Below are 18,532 nucleotides of genomic sequence, written 5' to 3' on the forward strand. Positions count from 1 at the left end.
AGGAGGCTAACGTTGAATGATACACATTTTAGATTTTAACGATAACATCATTGATTTTATCGATCGCGAAGACGGTGCTTTGTTATCAGCTAACTTAAAGCGTGATGTGGAAGAAAAGACAGAAACGTTTGATTTCACTATTTTAAGTGACCGCGCTGACAACTTGCGTGAACGTAATCGTGTCATCACACAAGATCATAACGGTATATACAGAGAATTTATAATTGTACACGTTGAAGATGATTACGACGGCACAACAGATGTTCAATGTAACGCGTCTTATTTAGAAGATTTAACAACATCTAAACCACTTCCACCACAAACTTTTGAAAAAATGACAACATCACAAGCGTTAACAAAAGCATTAGCTGATACAGGGTGGGAAGTGTCTGACGAAACAGAATATGGTGGTGTACGTTCTAAGTCTTGGACGTCATATAATAACCCTTACGAAGTCGTAAACATGTTAGAAACAGCGTACGAAATGGTATCAGATTATTACGTTGAATTAGGTAGTCATACAGTAGAACATCGTTATGTATCACTTAAAAAGCCTAACCCGTTATTTAATGGCAAAGAGATTACCAAAGGCAAAGACTTAACAGGGTTAACGCGTACAGTAGACACAAGCGAAGTTCGTACGGCATTGATTGCGCTAGGTCCAGAAGATGATAAAGGAAATCGTGAGACAGTTATCGTTAAAGATGACGAGGCACACGCTCAATTCGGTTTGCCGGGTCGTTATTTGTGGGACGTTTACGAGCCGGAAAGTGAAGATAGCAGCATGACAAAAGAACGTCTTACAACGTTAGCAACAACAGAATTAAATAAACGCAAACAACTTTCAGTGAGTTACGAAATATCAGCGCTAGATATTCATAGATATTATGATGATGTACGCGTTTCATTACGTGATATTGTTCGTGTAAAAGACAGAGATTTCAACCCGCCTTTATATGTAGAGGCGGAAGTCATTTCTTGTGAATATGACATGATCCTAGACGATACCGTTTTTAAATTCGGGAATGTAGTTGAATATGAAGAAACAACGTTAAGAGAAGAATTTAATCGTAGACTTGATGAAATTCGTAAAAAGTTAAACGATAATATTTCAAACGTGAATACAATCGTCAATGACGCGATCGAAGGCGAACTTGAATATTACGAACGTAAAATCATTAAATCTGATACAGTACCGGATAACCCAGTTGAAAATATGCTTTGGTACGATACTAGCAACCCTAATGTTGCAGTGCTTAAACGATACCACAACGGCGAATGGCGTAATGAAACAGCTAAAAACGTTGAACAATTAGGTGGAATGACACGTGAACAAGTGTTATATAACTCACTTACTAACACATTCCAAAACTTAAATATTCAACATTCTAAGTTGCTTGAAGAAGTTTATCAATTACTTAATAGCGAATATTTAGTTGATACTGATATTCGTAATGCAGTAAATAATGCAGTAAACAACACGACAAATATATACGATCAAATCAAAAGTAATTTAGACACTATGACTGGCGATACAGCAACAATAGGTAAATTAGTTGATACACAAGCGCTATTCCTTAAATATCGTGAGCGTCTACAAGATTTATATAAAGCTATGCGTAATGCACAAGTAGCGGTTGAAGATAGACTAGCATTGTTACAGTCACAATATACAGATGAGAAGTTTAACGATGCTATGGATAAAATAGCTCAATCGTTGCCTAACGGTCGTTGGGATAGTGAAAATAACCAACTTCTAGGCGACATACCTAGTCGTGAAGAATTAGCACAAATACAAAACACTATTATTCAATATATGGCACGTGAAATCGGCTCACTTAACGAGGCAATAGGTGAAGAAACAGATTATAAAATAAATATTGCTAAAAACGAAATAAGCGCGAGTATAAATAGCGTAGAACGTAAAATAGACGGTATTGAAGTCGGTGGAAGAAACTTATTTATACAAGACGCGTCATATTATAATGATGAAGCGTTATACGGTTATAGAAAAATTGCTGATACTAAAACTAAAAAAGTAATTACTATAAAAGAAAAAGATGATAACGTTGATATTTCTGGTATTTATTTTGGCTTATCTGTAAATGGTAAAGACAGTTCAAGTGGTTATCGTTGGGAAATTTACAATGGCGAATTGTTGCGCGAATTAGATAACAATAATTCTTTAGAAAACTATTACTACATTTCATATTTCCCTAATAAAGCTGAAACATTAGAGAAGTTATCTAAACGTTTTGATATTAAAATTGAAAACGGAACAGTACCAACAACTTATACATTAGCGCCAGAAGATTTACAAAGACAAATGCAACAAGCACAGAAAGACGCACAAGAAGCAGCACAAGCCTACGCAGACGCACAAGACGAATTAAAAGAAACAAAAATTAAGGCGTATGCAGACGATAAGATCACAGCAGAAGAAAAACGCGCAATAGCTGACGCAGAAAGTAAGTTAGAAATAGCAAAACAAGACGCACAGACAAAAGCAGACGCAGCGCAAGAAGCAGCACAAAGCTATGCACTAACACAAGCACGAACAGCAAAAACAGACGCGGAAGCAGCAGCTAAAGCATATGCTAAAGCACAAGATGAGTTGAAACAGACAGAAACGAAAGCATATGCAGACGGTATCGTGTCAGATGAAGAACAAAGGGCGATTTCCGACGCAATAGCGAAACGTGATGAAGCAAAATTATATGCAGATCAAAAAGCACAAGAGGCGCAAGAAGCAGCAAATCAAAACACTATTAATCAGCTAAAGCCTATTACAACAAGAGTAACGAGCAACGAAACTAATATATCTGAATTAGACAAAAAAATTAGTTTAATGGCTAAAAGTGAAGATGTAGCACAAAAATTAAGAGATGTTGATGGACGACTTACACCTTTAGAAACGGACGTAAAGAACAATAAAGCAACGCTTGATATTTTACCTACACAAATTGAAAGTAAAGTGTCTAAACAAGATTACACTTTGGATAAAGATAATATCGTTCAACGTTTAAATAACGCAGATAGTGAACGTATTCAATTATCAAATAAAATATCAGATAAAGTATCGCTAAGCGAATTAAATTATGGAATAGCAGATGCAAAACATTATGCAGATCAAAAAGTAACTTCAAACGATTATCGTTTAAGTCAAATGGAAACGTCAATCAGTCAAAACGGTAGAGAAATTCGACAAAGAGTTAGTCAACAAGATTTTAATGCTAGTCGAAAAACGCTATCTCAAGTTATTGCAGAAATATCAGCCACAACTAAAGGGATAAATTTAAGTTATGATGAAAACGGTAATATTCAATCTTACACAATGGATAAAAATGGTATTCAACTTAGAGGTGACAAGGTAGATATTACAGTCAATAAAGACTTCAACGTTATGGCAAGTAGAGTTGATAATAAAGTCGGTAAAGACGAGATCATCAACCGTTTAAATTTAAGTCCAGAAGGTTTAGACATTGACGTAAACAAAGTTGGTATACGTGGCGGCGACGGTACAAACTATATTAAAATAGCAAATAGCGGCTTTTTATCTTACGGCAACTTCAAACGTTCATGGGCTGGTGTAGAAGATACGGCTAAATTAGAATTAGGTATTAGTAACGGCCGCGTATTAATTAGAAATCAAAATACAGGCTATCGCTTATACTTAACTGAACGCGGTTTATCAACAATGATGGACGGTTTTTCCGAAGATACTTCAGGCACATTAGAATTTCATTCAACACGTTTTAATGATACGTCAAGAGGTATTACAATGCACTCAACATATGGTGCAGTTGCTATGTTATCTGAACAAAGTCGTGCTATTGTACGTTCTAATTTAACAGCCAATATAGAAAGTTATTCATATGGTGTATATATCAGACCTTATGTAAATACTAGACCCGGCATTAATGAATTTAACTTTTATGTCAAAAGTAATGATAATGCTGGAGATACTGACGGCGCCATTTTATTTGGCGAAGTGAGTGACGATAAAGGTTTGGCTGGTTCTGGCATTAGATTTAAAAAGAAAGGTTTACGTGGAGAAACTTCCGGAGATTACGAGCCTATGGTATATGCTACTGATAATACAGGAAGCGCAGGAACAGGAAGTTTCTATGCCAGAAAGTTCTATGGAGACTTCCAATCAAGAAGTGGTTATCTGTATTTAATGGCTAATGATCGTGTGAGAATAACTGATTATAAAGGCTATAACAACGGAAACCCTAATTACGCAGATTTACAATGTCAACACATTCAATCTAATACGATAAGAACAAATACAGGCAAAGACTTTTATATTGGTGTGTCGTCAAACGAATTACGTGTTACAAACAACTTGTTCTGGAATGGTGGAAATACTGGTTATAAACCAGTTAGAGCAAGTGATTACTTACCAGGTTCGTTGGAAAGATTTAAAAAAGATATTATTCAATGGGATGGCGATGCATTAAATGAAATAGCAAATAATATGACAACGTATGAATACAGATTAAAAGACGATGAAGATGACCGTAAAAAAAGAAAAGGTTTAGTTATTGGTGAAGGTTATAAAACACCAGAGGACTTTATAGACGGAGACGGTGTAAGTGTTTATAACATGATTACTTATAGCTTGAGAGCAATACAACAATTAAACGAAAAGATTGAAAAACTGGAGGGACAATTAAATGGATAAATTAAGAAAATTAGGTATTTTAACTTATAATTTTGATGATTACAGTTATAAAGAATTTTTATTTGTAGACGATAAAACAGGAAGTGTTTATATTTCTTCCAAAGATGTTGAAGATCCAAATTTCAGTGGTGTAACATTTTGTGGAGTGAAAACAAATGAACGTGACTATTTTGAAGAAACAATCAAACCACATAGATTTGTGGAAACTCCTACTAGAAAAGGTATCAAAGAATATTTGGTTTATTTATATTCTGAAAAACTAAATCAAAATATAAAATGTATTTTAACGGAAGAAGAGTATGAAGGTAAAATTTATAAAAATATTGGTTATAAAATGGAATTAGATATAAAAGGAGATGAATAAAAATGGAACAAAACAATCAATTACAAGCTAATCCAAGTTATGTTATCGAGGGGTTAGTTACTCAAAATGCTCAACTTTCACAAGAAAATGCAATGTTACGTGCAATCATTAGAGAATATCAAGAACAACAAGATCAAGAACAACAAGATCAAGATAATCAAAGTGCCGACGTTGAGTAAGCATTGGCACTAAAATATCAAAAAATAGGAGGTTTTACTTATGGCAAAAGAAGTTATAGGTAGAAATGAAAGAGTTATTTTAGTTCAAGTAAATACAAAAACTGGAGATGAACGTGCATTATATAAAGATGATTATGGTGGTGGTTTCCAACCTACTACAAACGTTGCAGCAGCTACTGACTTTGAAACTAAAGAAAAAGCAGACAAATTGGCGGAAATGTTAAATATGTTATATAGCATGACTGGAAATGTTTTCAAAGCACATTCTGTTAGTGAAGTAGTAGAACGTAAGTTTTTAGATAAAGAACTAACGGATAACGTTGAAAAAGAAAACGAAACAACAGAAAGAGATACTAATTCATAATATTTTTAGGGCGTAAATAATACGCCCTTTTTATTTTTAAGAAAGGGAGTGAACATTTGGAAAAACTCCTAAAATTACACCAAAACGAAATATTGGTTAAATTATTTGTTTTATTGTTGTCTGGACTAGGTTTTTTACGATCATTTACATGGATAACATCAGATACAAACAATTTAAAAAGTGTTTCTGACCTATATATAAAAATGTCCTATTATATGGATATTCATACAATAGGTTGGTTTCTTTTAATTTTTTCAATTATTGTGTTTTTAAGTGCTTTTTTTAACGCGCCTAATGGATATGTAATGTTAACGATCGGCGCATTAGGAAGTGGCGTTATACACATTACATTTGCAATGATAAGTGTAGAAACGGCTAATGTAGCGTCAACTTACTATATCAATATGCTTATTGGCTTTATTCAAATACTTGTATCGATAACGGGAGTTTTTGCAGTTTGGAAAACCAAAAATTGATTGAACATAGATTAAACGCACATGACGAGCGCGCGAAAAATCAAGCAGAAAAAATAACACAACTTGAAAAAGAATTAAAAACATTAAAAGACAAAGAAAATGAGCGTTATATCGAAGTATCTAGGCTTAACGCAAAACTAGACACAGATAGCAAAAACACAAAAGAAGTCGTGAATAGGCTTGTTGAAAGCGTTGATAAATTAGTAGACAAAATAGATATAATGACAAAAAACTATAACGATTATAATGCGTCAGTCGAACGTCGGTTTAACAAAGTTGAAAATGAAGTAACTAACTTTGTGAACAGTAAGGCAGTAAATACGCAAGCATTAAAGAGTTTAGACGAAAATGATGTAGACAATACAATGAGTGGTAAAACATTTTCAGCGATTACACTAGGACTTATTGGCGTCGTTCAAGTGTTTGTGCAATATGTAGCACCATTATTATTTGATTAATTTATTTTGCGATCGACATAGATGTCGGTCGCTATTTTATTAGGAGGTAAGTTATGCGTAATTTTTTAGGAATTAATTGGCATGTACGATTTAATAACCCAATTGCGATAATTCAGTTGATCGTAAGCGCAATTGTTCCCGTGTTGGTGTCAATAGATATTGATTGGTACACGTTAACAACATGGGGCGCACTATGGAACGCAATCATAGACGTTATAAGTAACCCAGTTGCAGTAATAGCAATATTAGTTGGTATTTATACATCAGCGATCGACGGAACAACATCAGGCGTTTCAGATAGTTATATGGCAAAAGAATACAAAAAACCAAACAAAGATTAAGGAGGTCATAAAATATGACTGAATATTGGAATGGCGTTCCAGTACGTTATGATTTATTACCGATAGGAACAAGACGAAATGGAGAAAAACTTCATACCAAAAACGGAAAACCTAGTTTCGCCGTTATACACGATACAGGAAATAAAGATACAACAGCACAAGATAATGTTAACTATTACAAAAACACTTACAACATTAGTTGGTCGCAAGTAGCGTCAGCTCATATTTTTGTCGACGATAAAGAGTGCATTATTTGTATTCCAGTAACAGAATGCGCATGGCATGTTATGTTAAATACACCAGTAGACAATCAGTGGTATGGCATGGACGCAGACTATGCAGCATTTGGCGTTGAAGCATGTTACTTTACTAATAAAAAACGAAGTTTAAAATCATTAGAAAATGCAGCCAAAATTATGGCGTATTTAACAAAATTCTGGAAAATAAATTACAAAAATGAAATGCCGGGACATCAAGATATTCAAGCAGATAAACAAGATCCGGGTAACTTATTAGCAGCATGTGGTTTAGGTCGTAGCACAAGCATTTTCGACGGTTATGTCGCTAAATATATGAAAACTACTAAAGCACCTAAAATCAGTTCTAAAAAAGCTGGTAACAACGCTAAAAAAGTTAAAAAACCAACTTCAAAACCAACGACTAAAGATTATCAAAAAGCGATCAATTACATGTACAGTTTAAAAGGTAAATACGTTGACTTTGATCGTCTGTATAAATTTCAATGCATGGATTTAGCAGTTGATTACGTTTATTACATTACAAACGGTACAGTCAGAATGTGGGGCAATGCGAAGGACAGTATTCTAAACGTATTTCCTAAAGGTTGGAAAATTGTTAAGAATACCACCAACTATGTTCCACCAGTGGGCGCAATAGGCGTTGCTACAACTGGCATATATCAACAATACGGTCATATTTATTTAGTTTGGGATAATAGCGGTGGTACAGTTACACAAACAGTCTTAGAACAAAACTTTGACGGTAACGCAAACACACCAGCGAAATTACGTGTAGACAACTTTACTGGAACGACACATTACATTGTACCGTCATTCGTAAATGAAGATTACGACGTTAACGAAATCAAAGAAGTGACTGTACGCAAAGCACAACCAACTAAAAATACTAAACGCGTACCTTACAACATGACTTGGAGTAAAACGCCTAAATATATCGCTAAAGCAGATAGTGCAGGCGCGACAATATGTAAAGATGTTAAAAACGGTTATATGAAGAAAACTAATTTAGTTTATAAAGCTGGATATAGTCCGTTTTATGTTTACGAAGTTCGTGAAGGTTGGGCTAGGGTTTATTCTGAAAGCTCAAATTATTGGGTATGGCATGAACGCTTAATAATTACGAAAACATTCAAAGCAAGTGAAACAAGAGATAGTAGCAAAGCAGCTAAACAAACAAAAGAGATGAAGAAAATTGCTAATAAATCTAAACCGAAATTAGCAGTAAATCAAATTCCACCTAAAAAGTTATCGTGGAAGAAAAATAAATACTTTGCAGCAAGATCGGACGCGTTAGGTGTAACGATTTTAAAACGTCATGGTGGTAAAGGTAATTATAGTTGGAGTAAGACAAATATCACATATGGCAGAGGTCAATTATTCTATGTATATGAAATTATAGACGGTTGGTGTCGTGTTCATTCAGCAAGTTCTAATTATTGGGTATGGCATGAAAGATTACGCATTACCAAAATTTATTAATAGTTATACTTGCACCTAACATAAATTGTGGTATTATATCCATAGACAGTTTTTGTTTGTTTAAAAGAAATTAATTTTGTTGTTCATGCGTAGCGTATAACGTTGCGCATGTTTTTATTTGCATTACTAACGGAATATGTTATTATATATTCATAACATCTTTATAACTTGTATTTCCTTTAATATTTCATTTTATAAGTGTTAGACTAAGTTTTGTTTAAATCTATTTTCTATTTCCTTTGCTTTTTATTCATTAATAATTTTTGTACAACTTTTCCATTATCCTAAGCTAAACAATACTATATTCTATTTGACGTACGCTAAAAGGCGTACGTTTTTTATTTGCAAAAATAACGTATTATGTTAGAATGAATTTACTTGAGGCTATAATTCAAGTATCTAATAGTAAATAGTTCCACGTCATTATACTTTTATTACTTCTTTTGAAAAAGAGTGTAGTCCAATTCATACCCTAAAAGGTTAAAAATTTATAAGCACGGTAGACGCGTAATGCGTCTATTTTTTTACTTATAAAACTATACAAAAGTATACTAAAGGTATTATAATAAGTAAGTAAGCTATTAAAACAGTTTACGCATTCTCCGAGAAAGGAGGGTGGCGCACGTGAGGAGAAAAGATAGGAAAGATGAAGAATTTAATAAAAAATAGAGCAACTCAACAAGCTAGTCAAATTGGCAATAGACGTAATTAGGCTTATTGGTTACTCAATAATAGTAATTAAATTCTTATAAAGAGGTATAAGGGCTTTATGCCCTTTCCTAATTATAAATGGAGGCGATATGTTATGACAAGTCGAAACAAAGAAATCGCTAAGTTGATTTTTAACGTCACAGAGTTATGTATATTAATCGCTTTAATTTATGTATTAATTCAACTTTAAATAAAGTCCTCACGTGCTTATAAAAATTATAGAGGTGTAAAAATGGTTAAATTGGAAGATAAAATATTCATTTTGATATTCAGTAAGAAAGTAAGAGTGGTTGATATTTGTAGATATACAGGTTTATATGAAGCTATGATCTATCAATTAAGAAACGGTCAAAGAAAAATCGAAAACTTAACTTTGAAAACAGCTAGAATTCTGGAAGAATGTTACGATCATTACGAAAGTTATGGAGTAATTTCATTTGATGATATAACCATAGCTTTAAATAAAGCAGAGGCTAAAGGCATAAAACCTTAAAATTTTATGCCTACAAAACACCTATATAAAGGTAGTTTTTAAAGAAATACTAAAAATCTCTAATTTTTTTGTTAAAAATACTATACAAATGTATAGGAATGTCTTATAATAATAAATGTAGTAAACAAACAACAAAAAAACAAACAAAAACAATCGAAAGAGGTAAAAACAATGAAATTAATTAATAAAATTCAAGAAACAGCTAATAACAAAAAAGAATTAGAATTGCTTTTAACAGTAGTTTATGAAACTGTTGAAAATGAAGTTATCGGGTGTGATGCACTAGACAAATACATTCACATGGTTAGACAAATCAAAGCTGGAGAAAAGTTAACACAAGCACCTAGAATTGCTACTAACTTTGATTTTACAGATGACGCAACATTGAGAATAATAGACAGAAAGGTTTTTGAAATAGCAGATTTCTTGCTAGAAAATATGGAAGTTGAAGATTTCAGCGATTGGATAAAAGATTTTGATCGTGTTGAGTTTGAGGCACAAGCGTTAGCATTTTAAAGCAACGCTTTCCTTAAACAAAAACATCTCCCCTATCCTTTGAATATTAGGGTGGGGGAGGTGTTTATTAATATAAACGTTGATATTAAAAAGAATAGGGCGATAATGTAAAAGTATTTAGAAAGTACAATTATCTTTCAATATGACGTTCTGTGTGTCTAATACAGAACACTAGCAAACAAACGATAAATGTATTAAAATCATCTTATCTTGTTTTATATTTTCAATCGCCTTTGTTCTGTTTAGAACGTTTAAAAACGGAACTGGTATTCTTGTTTAAAACGTTTAATCGAACAAACAAACGCCAATTTGCATTTTCGCTTGTATAAGCTACTGGCAGCAAATTGGCACCAAAAAATTATCAAGACATTGATAAAGCCCGTCATGACGCAATCAATGTCTTGATACTATTATCAATAAAAAACGCATTGTATCAATAAATAGGACAATACTAGCCAAATGATGACAATGATGAATAAAAACATGGATCAAAACATGAAAAGTTCAAAAAAATAATTTTTAAATGGATTGTAGTACCTTTAAGGTTTACAATCCATTATTTTTGTAGTAAAACAACTTTAGTGTTATTTAAAAAAGAAAAATTTTTAAAAATCTAAATAACTTACAATGAGTAATAAAGAGTAAGAGTTTATGAATATATAAGAAGGTGTAACGTTGGCGTATTTAATTTTATCTGTTGTATTTGCTTTATTTATGGGTATAGTAGTAATTTTTATTCGAATGAAAGCTCAAAACTTTCCTGTTAATGAAAAGAAAATTATATTACCTCCATTTTTCATGGCTACAGGTGCATTGATGTATGTGATTCCGTACTTTAGATTGACTGGTACTGAAATTTTAGAGTCGATTATTCTAGGTGTCTTATTCTCATCTGTTCTTATATGGACAAGTCACTTTGAGGTACACGGTACTGAAATTTATATGAAGCGTTCAAAAGCATTTCCAATCATTTTAATTTCTTTATTAATTATACGCACTGTAATTAAAATATTTATCAGTAGTAAAATTGATCCAGGGGAAATTGGCGGCATGTTCTTCTTACTTGCGTTTAGCATGATTGTTCCTTGGAGATTAGCAATGTTATATAAATATAAAAAGTTGAAAGGGTCAACTGTCAAATAATTGAATAATGATTTAAAAAATGATGCATTTTAAATTACTTTGAAAATTTTAGTAGAGCCTGGGACATAAATTAATATCTCAGGCTATAATTACATATTGTAGTTGAATGAATTAAAAACACACTTGTAACAAGCTTTTTTAATTCGATTCAACCTTGCCGGGTTGAGCGGTGCCCCAACAAAGAGAATTTCAAAATAAGAAATTCTACAAGCAATGCAAGTTGGGGTTGGGGCCCCAACAAAGAGAATTTCAAAATAAGAAATTCTACAAGCAGAGCAAGTTGGGGTTGGGGCCCCAACAAAGAGAATTTCAAAATAAGAAATTCTACAAGCAATGCAAGTTGGGGTTATTAATAGCTGCTTAATAACATAGGTGGGACAATGAATTTAAATTAATCATTGTTCCATCTTTTTTAGTTTGAACAATAGTATGATTCAAGATATAATATACACGAACAAACGTTCTAAAGGGAGGTCATTATGAAGGTTATTCACACTGCTGATTGGCATTTAGGTAAGATTTTAAATGGTAAGCAATTTTTAGAAGATCAACATTACATATTGAACAAATTTATTGATAATTTGAAGGAAGAGAAACCAGATGTTCTGGTTATTTCGGGTGATATATACGATACGTCTTATCCTAGCAAGGAGACCATTAGACTTTTTGAAGAAACGATTAAAACTATAAATGTAAATATGAAAATCCCTACAATTATAACCAATGGAAATCATGATGGTAGAGAAAGATTAAATTATGGGTCAACATGGTTTGAGTTTTCACAACTATATATTAGAACGCAACTAGAATTAATGTCTACCCCTATAACTATAAATAACATTAACTTTTACACACTTCCTTTTGCCACTATTAGTGAAATTAAGGCTTACTTTAATGATGATGATATCAAGACATATGAGCAAGCAACTCAAAAGTGTATTAACCACATTTCGAAGATTATCGACCCTAATCAAATTAATATTTTAATTGGCCATTTAACCATAAAAGGTGGTAAAACATCAGAATCTGAAAGGCCACTTACAATTGGAACAGTTGAAAGTGTAGAAAGCGCTAACTTCCAAATTTTTGACAAAGTACTATTAGGGCATCTTCATCATCCATTTAGTATTACTGATAATATTGTTGATTACAGTGGTTCGTTATTACAATACTCATTTTCTGAAGTGAACCAGGCCAAAGGATACAAAAAATTAATGATTAGTTCAAAAAATGACATAAATACTAAGTTTGTACAATTAAAACCTTTAAGAGAGTTAGAAGAAATTGAAGGTGACTACTCGGCTGTTATACAAGGAGACGTTCCTGTGAAAAATAAGGACAATTATTTTCACTTCAAACTTAAAAATATGTCTCATGTCACGGACCCTATCATCCACCTTAAACAGATATACCCAAATACACTTTCGCTTAGTAATATCACTTTTGAAAATGATAATAAATCAACGTACGCAGATTTTAAAACTACAGATGATCCTACAATAATTAAAAATTTCTACAAAACAATTACGGGTGAAGATTTAACAAACTATCAAGAGAAGAAAATACATCAATTATTAAATCAAGTTATCAATAGGGAGGATTAAATAATTGAGACCAACTAAATTAATACTTAATAATTTTGGACCTTTCATACATGAAGTTATTGATTTTGAACAAATAAATAATGAACAGTTATTTTTAATTAGTGGAAAAACTGGTTCGGGAAAAACTATGTTATTTGATGGCATTGTTTATGCTCTATTTGGTAAGGCTTCTACAGAGGGGAGAAATGAGGGAGAATTACGAAGTCATTTTGCAGATGGTAAATCCCCGATGAGTGTAGAATATGAATTTAAAATTAACGATAAAAAATTTAAAATATCTAGACAGGCTGGATTTATTAAAGAGGGGAATACTTCTTTAACACCTGGTAAACTTGATGTTTTTGAATTTGATGAAGAAAGTCAGCTTTACGAACTACGAGAGAGTAAAATCAGCTCTGGTAATGGTTTTATCAAAGATTTGTTAGGTATCAACGCTGAACAATTTAGACAATTATTCATATTACCTCAAGGAGAATTTAAGAAATTTTTAGTATCTAACAGTTCCGATAAACAAAGTATTTTAAGAACATTATTCAATAGTATCCGTTTTGAAGAGATGCAAAATTTATTGTTAAATCAAGTTAAAGACGAGAAGAAACAAATAGAATCACGTTATAGTCAGATTCAAATACTTTGGGAAGATATTGAAACATTTGAGAATGATGGATTAATTCAATTTAAATCTTTGAATAGTATGCAAACCAAAGACATTATTAATGCAATACCTCAGTTTGAACAAGTAGGTCAACACTTAAATGAAAAATATGAACAATTAAAATCTGAACACCATGATGCGCTTGAAGCTATTAAAAGAAAAATTGAAGAAAACAATAAATTAATAGAATCACTTAAAGAACTTGATCGAAATAAAGATAAGAAAGTGCAACTAGAAAAAAACAAAGATAGTATTGAAAAATTAAAAGCTGAATTACGTAAAATTATGGAAATTAAACCCTTGAGTCAATTGTATAATCAAAGAAACGCAAAAGAACAAAAATATGAAAATACTAAGGGTAAGCTAAATTCTATTCTTGAAGAGTTAGATGAACTTAATGATAAATTAGACAAATTTAAGAAAGAAAAAGAAATTTTAAATGAACAATCAGAAGATATTAACATTAAGTCTGTATATATTGATAAAACTAAACAGTTTTATACAAACATAAATAAGTATCGTGAAGCTTTTAACGAAATTAAACAAAATGAAACATACTTAAAAGAGAATAATCAAAAGCAAGAAGAAAATAAGAATTTAATTGATAAATTAAATAATGATATAGCTAAAATAGATGTAAATAACGAGAATATTGACGAAACAACACAGGAGATATTCCAATTAAAAAACACTTTTGATAAAAAAGTGAATTTGAGAGAAAACAAGAAAAAATACCAATCTTTAAGTCAAAAATACAACGAAACAGAGAATAGTATTAAAAAAACTAAAGAACAAATTTCAGATTTAAAACTTCAATTAGAAAATATAGACAAGTCGAATATTGATTTAAATGATAAACAAACATTTATTCAAGAAATTAAAAATGCACTTCATATTGGAGATACATGTCCTATTTGTGGTAATGAAATTGAGTCTCTCAATGAACATATTAATTTTAATGAAATAGCTAAGAATCAAAATTTAATAAAAGAAGTTAATAATCAGTTAAATAAAGAAATAAATGAGTTAACTAAACTTGAAACCACTTCTGATTATATTAGTAATCAAATGAGTGAGTTAGAAATAAATGATGATGAAATTAGTGATATCGACGAAATAGAACAACAATTAAGAACTAAAAATAAGGAAAAAGAAAAACTACAACTTCAAATTAAGCAACGTGAAAAGTTTAAAAATGCACTAGATAAGCATAAAGATGTTAATCATAGCTTACAAATTAAGCATGAAAAACTTTTATCATTGAAGCATCAATTTGAAACACTAATAAAAGAATTTAAAAGCCACACTAATTATGATGAAACTAATAAATTTGAACAGTGCTTTAAGCAATATGAACAAATAGTAACTGATTATGTTTCTAAGAACGAAGTATTAGAGAAAGAAATAAATCAAACAAAACAACAAATTGAAATCGAAACAAATAATCTAAACAATAATCAATTAGTTATTAAAGAACTTGAACAAGAAATTAGTGGTCATAGCGATGAAATTAATCAAGAAATGAAGCGAATTGGACTAAATTCATACAAAGATGTTGAAATTTTATTATCTAAGTTAGACAACAAAGAGCAAATTGAAATGAAAATTCAGCAATATGAGCATGATCATCAAAAACTTACTTTAGAGATTGAACGACTATCTCAACTTACAAAAGACAATAAACCTGAATCGGTTGAAAAATTGGAAGCTACAAAAACTGAAATTGAATCCAACTATAATAAGTACGTTGAAGCGAGTGCTACAATTCAATATCAAGTACAGAAAAATAAAGACAAATTTAATAGTATAATGGATCATATAAATTATTTAGAGAAAGAATTAAAAGAACAACAAGAAATCTTTGAATTATCAGAGGTACTATCAGGAAAAAATAGTAAAAAATTAACGCTTGAAAACTATGTGCTTGTTTATTACTTAGAACGAATCATCCATCAAGCAAATATTCGTTTAGAACGTATGAGTGGGGAAAGATATCAGCTAAAAAGAAGAGAATCTATATCTCATGGTTATAGTGGTTTGGAAATTGAAGTGTTTGATTTTCATTCAAATAAATCTAGACATATTAGTTCATTATCAGGTGGTGAAACGTTCCAAGCATCTCTAGCTTTAGCGCTAGGATTGAGTGAAGTGGTTCAACAAGAGTCTGGTGGTATTGCCCTTGAGTCAATGTTTATAGATGAAGGCTTTGGTACGTTAGATCAAGAAACATTAGAAACTGCTCTAGATACTTTGGTTAAATTAAAAACTTCAGGCAGGATGGTTGGTATCATATCTCACGTTAGTGAACTTAAACAACGCATTCCATTAATACTTGAAGTAACATCAAATCAATATCAAAGTCAAACTAGATTTAAGTGGAACTAAAAAAGACCGTATGGCAAAATTAATACAATATTGCCATACGGTCTTAAATTATGATTATTTAGCTCTTAACAAATCGCGGATTTCTGTTAATAAAACAGTATTTTCTTCGATTTCTTCTTCAGGCTCTTCTTTCTTCACTAAAGTATTTGCGATTTTAACAAATATAAATAGTGCGATTGCTACAATTATAAAATCAATAATTGATTGGATAAATAGGCCATATTTAATACCCCAGAATTCCCAATCTTTAGCAAAATCAACAGAACCGAAAATTTTACCAATTAATGGCATGATAATGTATGTAACTAATGATGTAACAATTTTATTGAATGCTGCACCCATAACTACAGCGATTGCTAAATCTAGCACGTTACCTTTAAGAGCAAACTCTTTAAATTCTTTAAACATAGTTCAATACCCCTCACATAAGAATAAAATATATTATACAACATATAAATATTTTAGTAAATGTTTAATTTAAAAGAAATTTGATATTGTATAAAGGCTTTGTTATCCTTTAATATAGCGTCTTAAATTACTTCATAGTTATTTCAAACTAATTTTTAAATTTAATATAGGAAAGGGGTAAGTAAATTATGAATTCTTCTTCTGAAGAAACAAAACAAAACAAGAAGTTTTCATCGGTTTTTATTTACAGTGCTATCGTAGTAGCCATTGTTGTATTAATCGGTGCATTTTTACCTGAGCAATTCGGTAAAATTACAGGCGACATCAGTAGTTGGATTACTGAAAAGCTTGGCTGGTATTACATGATTTTGACTACTGTAATAGTGTTCTTTTGTATCTTTTTAATTTTTAGTCCAATCGGTAAACTTAAACTAGGTAAACCTAATGATAAACCTGAATTTAATACTGTTTCATGGTTTGCGATGTTATTTAGTGCCGGTATGGGAATAGGTTTAGTGTTCTACGGTGCAGCTGAACCTATGGCAGATTTTGCCTCGCCACCTAATGCCGATCCTAAAACTACTGAAGCATATACAGAAGCATTACGTTCTACATTTTTCCACTGGGGATTCCATGCTTGGGCTGTATATGGTGTAGTTGCATTAGCTTTAGCTTACGCACAATTTAGAAAAAATGAACCAGGTTTAATTTCTCGTACACTACGCCCTATTTTAGGAGACAAAGTGGAAGGACCTATAGGAACAATTATTGACGTTCTTTCAGTATTTGCGACTGTTGTAGGTGTAGCCGTTTCACTTGGTATGGGAGCGTTACAAATTAATGGTGGACTTCATTACTTATTTGGTGTTCCAAATAATGTATGGGTTCAATCTATTATAATTGTAGTAGTTACAATATTATTTATTGCTAGTGCATGGTCTGGTTTAAGTAAAGGTATTCAATATTTAAGTAACTTAAATATTGGTTTAGGTACTGTTTTAATGATTATTGCTTTAATTATTGGACCTACTGTACTTATTTTAAATATGTTTACTAGTTCAACTGGTAGCTTATTAAATTCATTCTTATTCAACAGTTTTGACACTGCAGCATTAAATGGTCAAAAACGTGAATGGATGTCTTCATGGACCCTTTATTATTGGGGTTGGTGGTTAAGTTGGAGTCCATTCGTAGGTGTATTTATTGCACGTGTGTCTAAAGGACGTTCAATTCGTGAATTTATCTCAGGTGTTTTACTAGTACCAGCAATCGTAAGTTTCTTATGGTTCAGTGTATTTGGTGTGTTAGGTATTGAAACAGGTAAAAAACACCCTGAATTATTTAAAATGACACCTGAAACTCAGTTGTTCGGTGTATTCCACCACGTTCCATTAGGAATGGCATTATCACTTATAGCATTAGTACTAATTGCTTCATTCTTTATCACATCTGCCGATTCAGCTACATTTGTGTTGGGAATGCAAACAACATTTGGTTCTCTTGAACCTTCTAGTGCTGTGAAAGTAACATGGGGTGTTTCTCAATCATTAATCGCATTCATCTTATTACTAGCAGGTGGCGGAAACGGTGCTGACGCATTAAACGCTATTCAAAGTGCGGCAATTATAAGTGCGTTTCCATTCTCCTTTGTAGTTATAATGATGATGATCAGTTTCTATAAAGATGCAAACCAAGAACGTAAATTCTTAGGATTAACACTTCAACCAAACAAACATAGACTTCAAGATTATGTTAAATATCAACAACAAGATTATGAATCTGATATTTTAGAAAAGCGTGAATCAAGAAGAAACGCTGAAAAATAATATGAAGTCATCATAATAACATTATTGCCCTTAAGTGCTTTTATAAGTACTTGAGGGTTTTTTATGAATTTTAAAAAGATCATGTTATATATTAATGAAAATCATTCTCAATTAATAATATTTACTTATAGTGGTAGGCGCATATGATAAGAATAACTTATATACACTGATTATAAATGCGAA

15 protein-coding genes are annotated in these 18,532 nt (G+C 31.7%); 14 read left to right on the top strand and 1 reads right to left on the bottom strand.

All coding sequences use genetic code 11. The features are described 5' to 3' along the window. The first annotated feature begins 16 nt into the window (after nucleotides 1–16). The 13 genes from F1592_RS00890 (at nucleotide 17) to sbcC (ending at nucleotide 16,115) form a co-directional block, all read left to right on the top strand. A complete protein-coding gene (locus F1592_RS00890; RefSeq protein ID WP_149809449.1) occupies nucleotides 17–4,687 on the top strand; it encodes a phage tail spike protein in 4,671 nt (1,556 codons plus the stop codon). Next, the gene (locus F1592_RS00895; RefSeq protein WP_149809448.1) at nucleotides 4,680–5,051 is read left to right on the top strand and encodes a hypothetical protein; all 372 of its coding nucleotides are present in this window, start codon (nucleotides 4,680–4,682) and stop codon (nucleotides 5,049–5,051) included. The genes F1592_RS00890 and F1592_RS00895 overlap by 8 nt, the downstream gene beginning before the upstream one ends. Before the next feature lie 2 nt (nucleotides 5,052–5,053). Continuing rightward, nucleotides 5,054–5,230: a hypothetical protein gene (locus tag F1592_RS13560; protein WP_188294660.1), complete on the top strand. Its 177-nt coding sequence runs from the start codon at nucleotides 5,054–5,056 to the stop codon at nucleotides 5,228–5,230. 40 nt (nucleotides 5,231–5,270) lie between these two features. After that, nucleotides 5,271–5,594, top strand: coding sequence for a hypothetical protein (locus F1592_RS00900; protein WP_149809447.1), 324 nt, complete (start codon nucleotides 5,271–5,273; stop codon nucleotides 5,592–5,594). Between the two features lie 56 nt (nucleotides 5,595–5,650). Next, nucleotides 5,651–6,070 carry a hypothetical protein gene (locus F1592_RS00905; RefSeq protein ID WP_149809446.1) on the top strand — a complete coding sequence of 140 codons (420 nt, stop codon included), beginning with the start codon at nucleotides 5,651–5,653 and terminating at the stop codon, nucleotides 6,068–6,070. Beyond that, complete coding sequence (locus tag F1592_RS00910; RefSeq protein ID WP_149809445.1) at nucleotides 6,052–6,528, top strand: hypothetical protein; 477 nt, start codon at nucleotides 6,052–6,054, stop codon at nucleotides 6,526–6,528. Before F1592_RS00905 ends, F1592_RS00910 begins: the two co-directional genes overlap by 19 nt. A 53-nt stretch (nucleotides 6,529–6,581) precedes the next feature. Beyond that, nucleotides 6,582–6,869, top strand: coding sequence for a phage holin (locus F1592_RS00915; protein WP_149809444.1), 288 nt, complete (start codon nucleotides 6,582–6,584; stop codon nucleotides 6,867–6,869). A 14-nt stretch (nucleotides 6,870–6,883) separates the two neighbouring features. After that, on the top strand, nucleotides 6,884–8,608 hold the full coding sequence (locus tag F1592_RS00920; RefSeq protein ID WP_149809443.1) for an N-acetylmuramoyl-L-alanine amidase: 1,725 nt from the start codon (nucleotides 6,884–6,886) through the stop codon (nucleotides 8,606–8,608). Between the two features lie 943 nt (nucleotides 8,609–9,551). After that, the gene (locus F1592_RS00925) at nucleotides 9,552–9,812 is read left to right on the top strand and encodes a hypothetical protein (RefSeq protein WP_149809442.1); all 261 of its coding nucleotides are present in this window, start codon (nucleotides 9,552–9,554) and stop codon (nucleotides 9,810–9,812) included. A gap of 171 nt (nucleotides 9,813–9,983) precedes the next feature. Continuing rightward, entirely contained in the window at nucleotides 9,984–10,328 is a 345-nt protein-coding gene (locus F1592_RS00930) for a hypothetical protein (protein WP_149809441.1), read from the top strand. Between the two features lie 675 nt (nucleotides 10,329–11,003). After that, nucleotides 11,004–11,471, top strand: coding sequence for a CcdC family protein (locus F1592_RS00935; RefSeq protein ID WP_053017908.1), 468 nt, complete (start codon nucleotides 11,004–11,006; stop codon nucleotides 11,469–11,471). Nucleotides 11,472–11,950: 479 nt separating this feature from the next. After that, entirely contained in the window at nucleotides 11,951–13,075 is a 1,125-nt protein-coding gene (sbcD, locus tag F1592_RS00940) for an exonuclease subunit SbcD (RefSeq protein ID WP_053017910.1), read from the top strand. Nucleotides 13,076–13,079: 4 nt separating this feature from the next. Beyond that, the gene (gene sbcC / locus F1592_RS00945) at nucleotides 13,080–16,115 is read left to right on the top strand and encodes an exonuclease subunit SbcC (RefSeq protein WP_149809346.1); all 3,036 of its coding nucleotides are present in this window, start codon (nucleotides 13,080–13,082) and stop codon (nucleotides 16,113–16,115) included. Between the two features lie 54 nt (nucleotides 16,116–16,169). Here sbcC and mscL read toward each other — a convergent pair whose 3' ends face one another. Further along, a complete protein-coding gene (gene mscL / locus F1592_RS00950; RefSeq protein WP_033080045.1) occupies nucleotides 16,170–16,523 on the bottom strand; it encodes a large conductance mechanosensitive channel protein MscL in 354 nt (117 codons plus the stop codon). Nucleotides 16,524–16,711: 188 nt separating this feature from the next. Between mscL and F1592_RS00955 the strand changes: the two genes are divergently transcribed. Beyond that, entirely contained in the window at nucleotides 16,712–18,349 is a 1,638-nt protein-coding gene (locus F1592_RS00955) for a BCCT family transporter (RefSeq protein WP_037537134.1), read from the top strand. Nucleotides 18,350–18,532 lie beyond the last annotated feature (183 nt).

The organism is Staphylococcus sp. GDX7P312P, assembly GCF_008385775.1.
Lineage (GTDB): Bacteria > Bacillota > Bacilli > Staphylococcales > Staphylococcaceae > Staphylococcus > Staphylococcus haemolyticus.

What these genes read in the sequence shown, in the direction of transcription:
- F1592_RS00925 (WP_149809442.1), top strand. Translation starts at nt 9,552, where the DNA reads ATGGTTAAATTGGAAGATAAAATATTCATTTTGATATTCAGTAAGAAA.
- F1592_RS00955 (WP_037537134.1), top strand. Translation starts at nt 16,712, where the DNA reads ATGAATTCTTCTTCTGAAGAAACAAAACAAAACAAGAAGTTTTCATCG.
- F1592_RS00900 (WP_149809447.1), top strand. Translation starts at nt 5,271, where the DNA reads ATGGCAAAAGAAGTTATAGGTAGAAATGAAAGAGTTATTTTAGTTCAA.
- mscL (WP_033080045.1), bottom strand. Translation starts at nt 16,523, where the DNA reads ATGTTTAAAGAATTTAAAGAGTTTGCTCTTAAAGGTAACGTGCTAGAT.
- F1592_RS00890 (WP_149809449.1), top strand. Translation starts at nt 17, where the DNA reads ATGATACACATTTTAGATTTTAACGATAACATCATTGATTTTATCGAT.
- F1592_RS00920 (WP_149809443.1), top strand. Translation starts at nt 6,884, where the DNA reads ATGACTGAATATTGGAATGGCGTTCCAGTACGTTATGATTTATTACCG.
- F1592_RS00930 (WP_149809441.1), top strand. Translation starts at nt 9,984, where the DNA reads ATGAAATTAATTAATAAAATTCAAGAAACAGCTAATAACAAAAAAGAA.
- F1592_RS13560 (WP_188294660.1), top strand. Translation starts at nt 5,054, where the DNA reads ATGGAACAAAACAATCAATTACAAGCTAATCCAAGTTATGTTATCGAG.
- F1592_RS00895 (WP_149809448.1), top strand. Translation starts at nt 4,680, where the DNA reads ATGGATAAATTAAGAAAATTAGGTATTTTAACTTATAATTTTGATGAT.
- F1592_RS00915 (WP_149809444.1), top strand. Translation starts at nt 6,582, where the DNA reads ATGCGTAATTTTTTAGGAATTAATTGGCATGTACGATTTAATAACCCA.
- sbcD (WP_053017910.1), top strand. Translation starts at nt 11,951, where the DNA reads ATGAAGGTTATTCACACTGCTGATTGGCATTTAGGTAAGATTTTAAAT.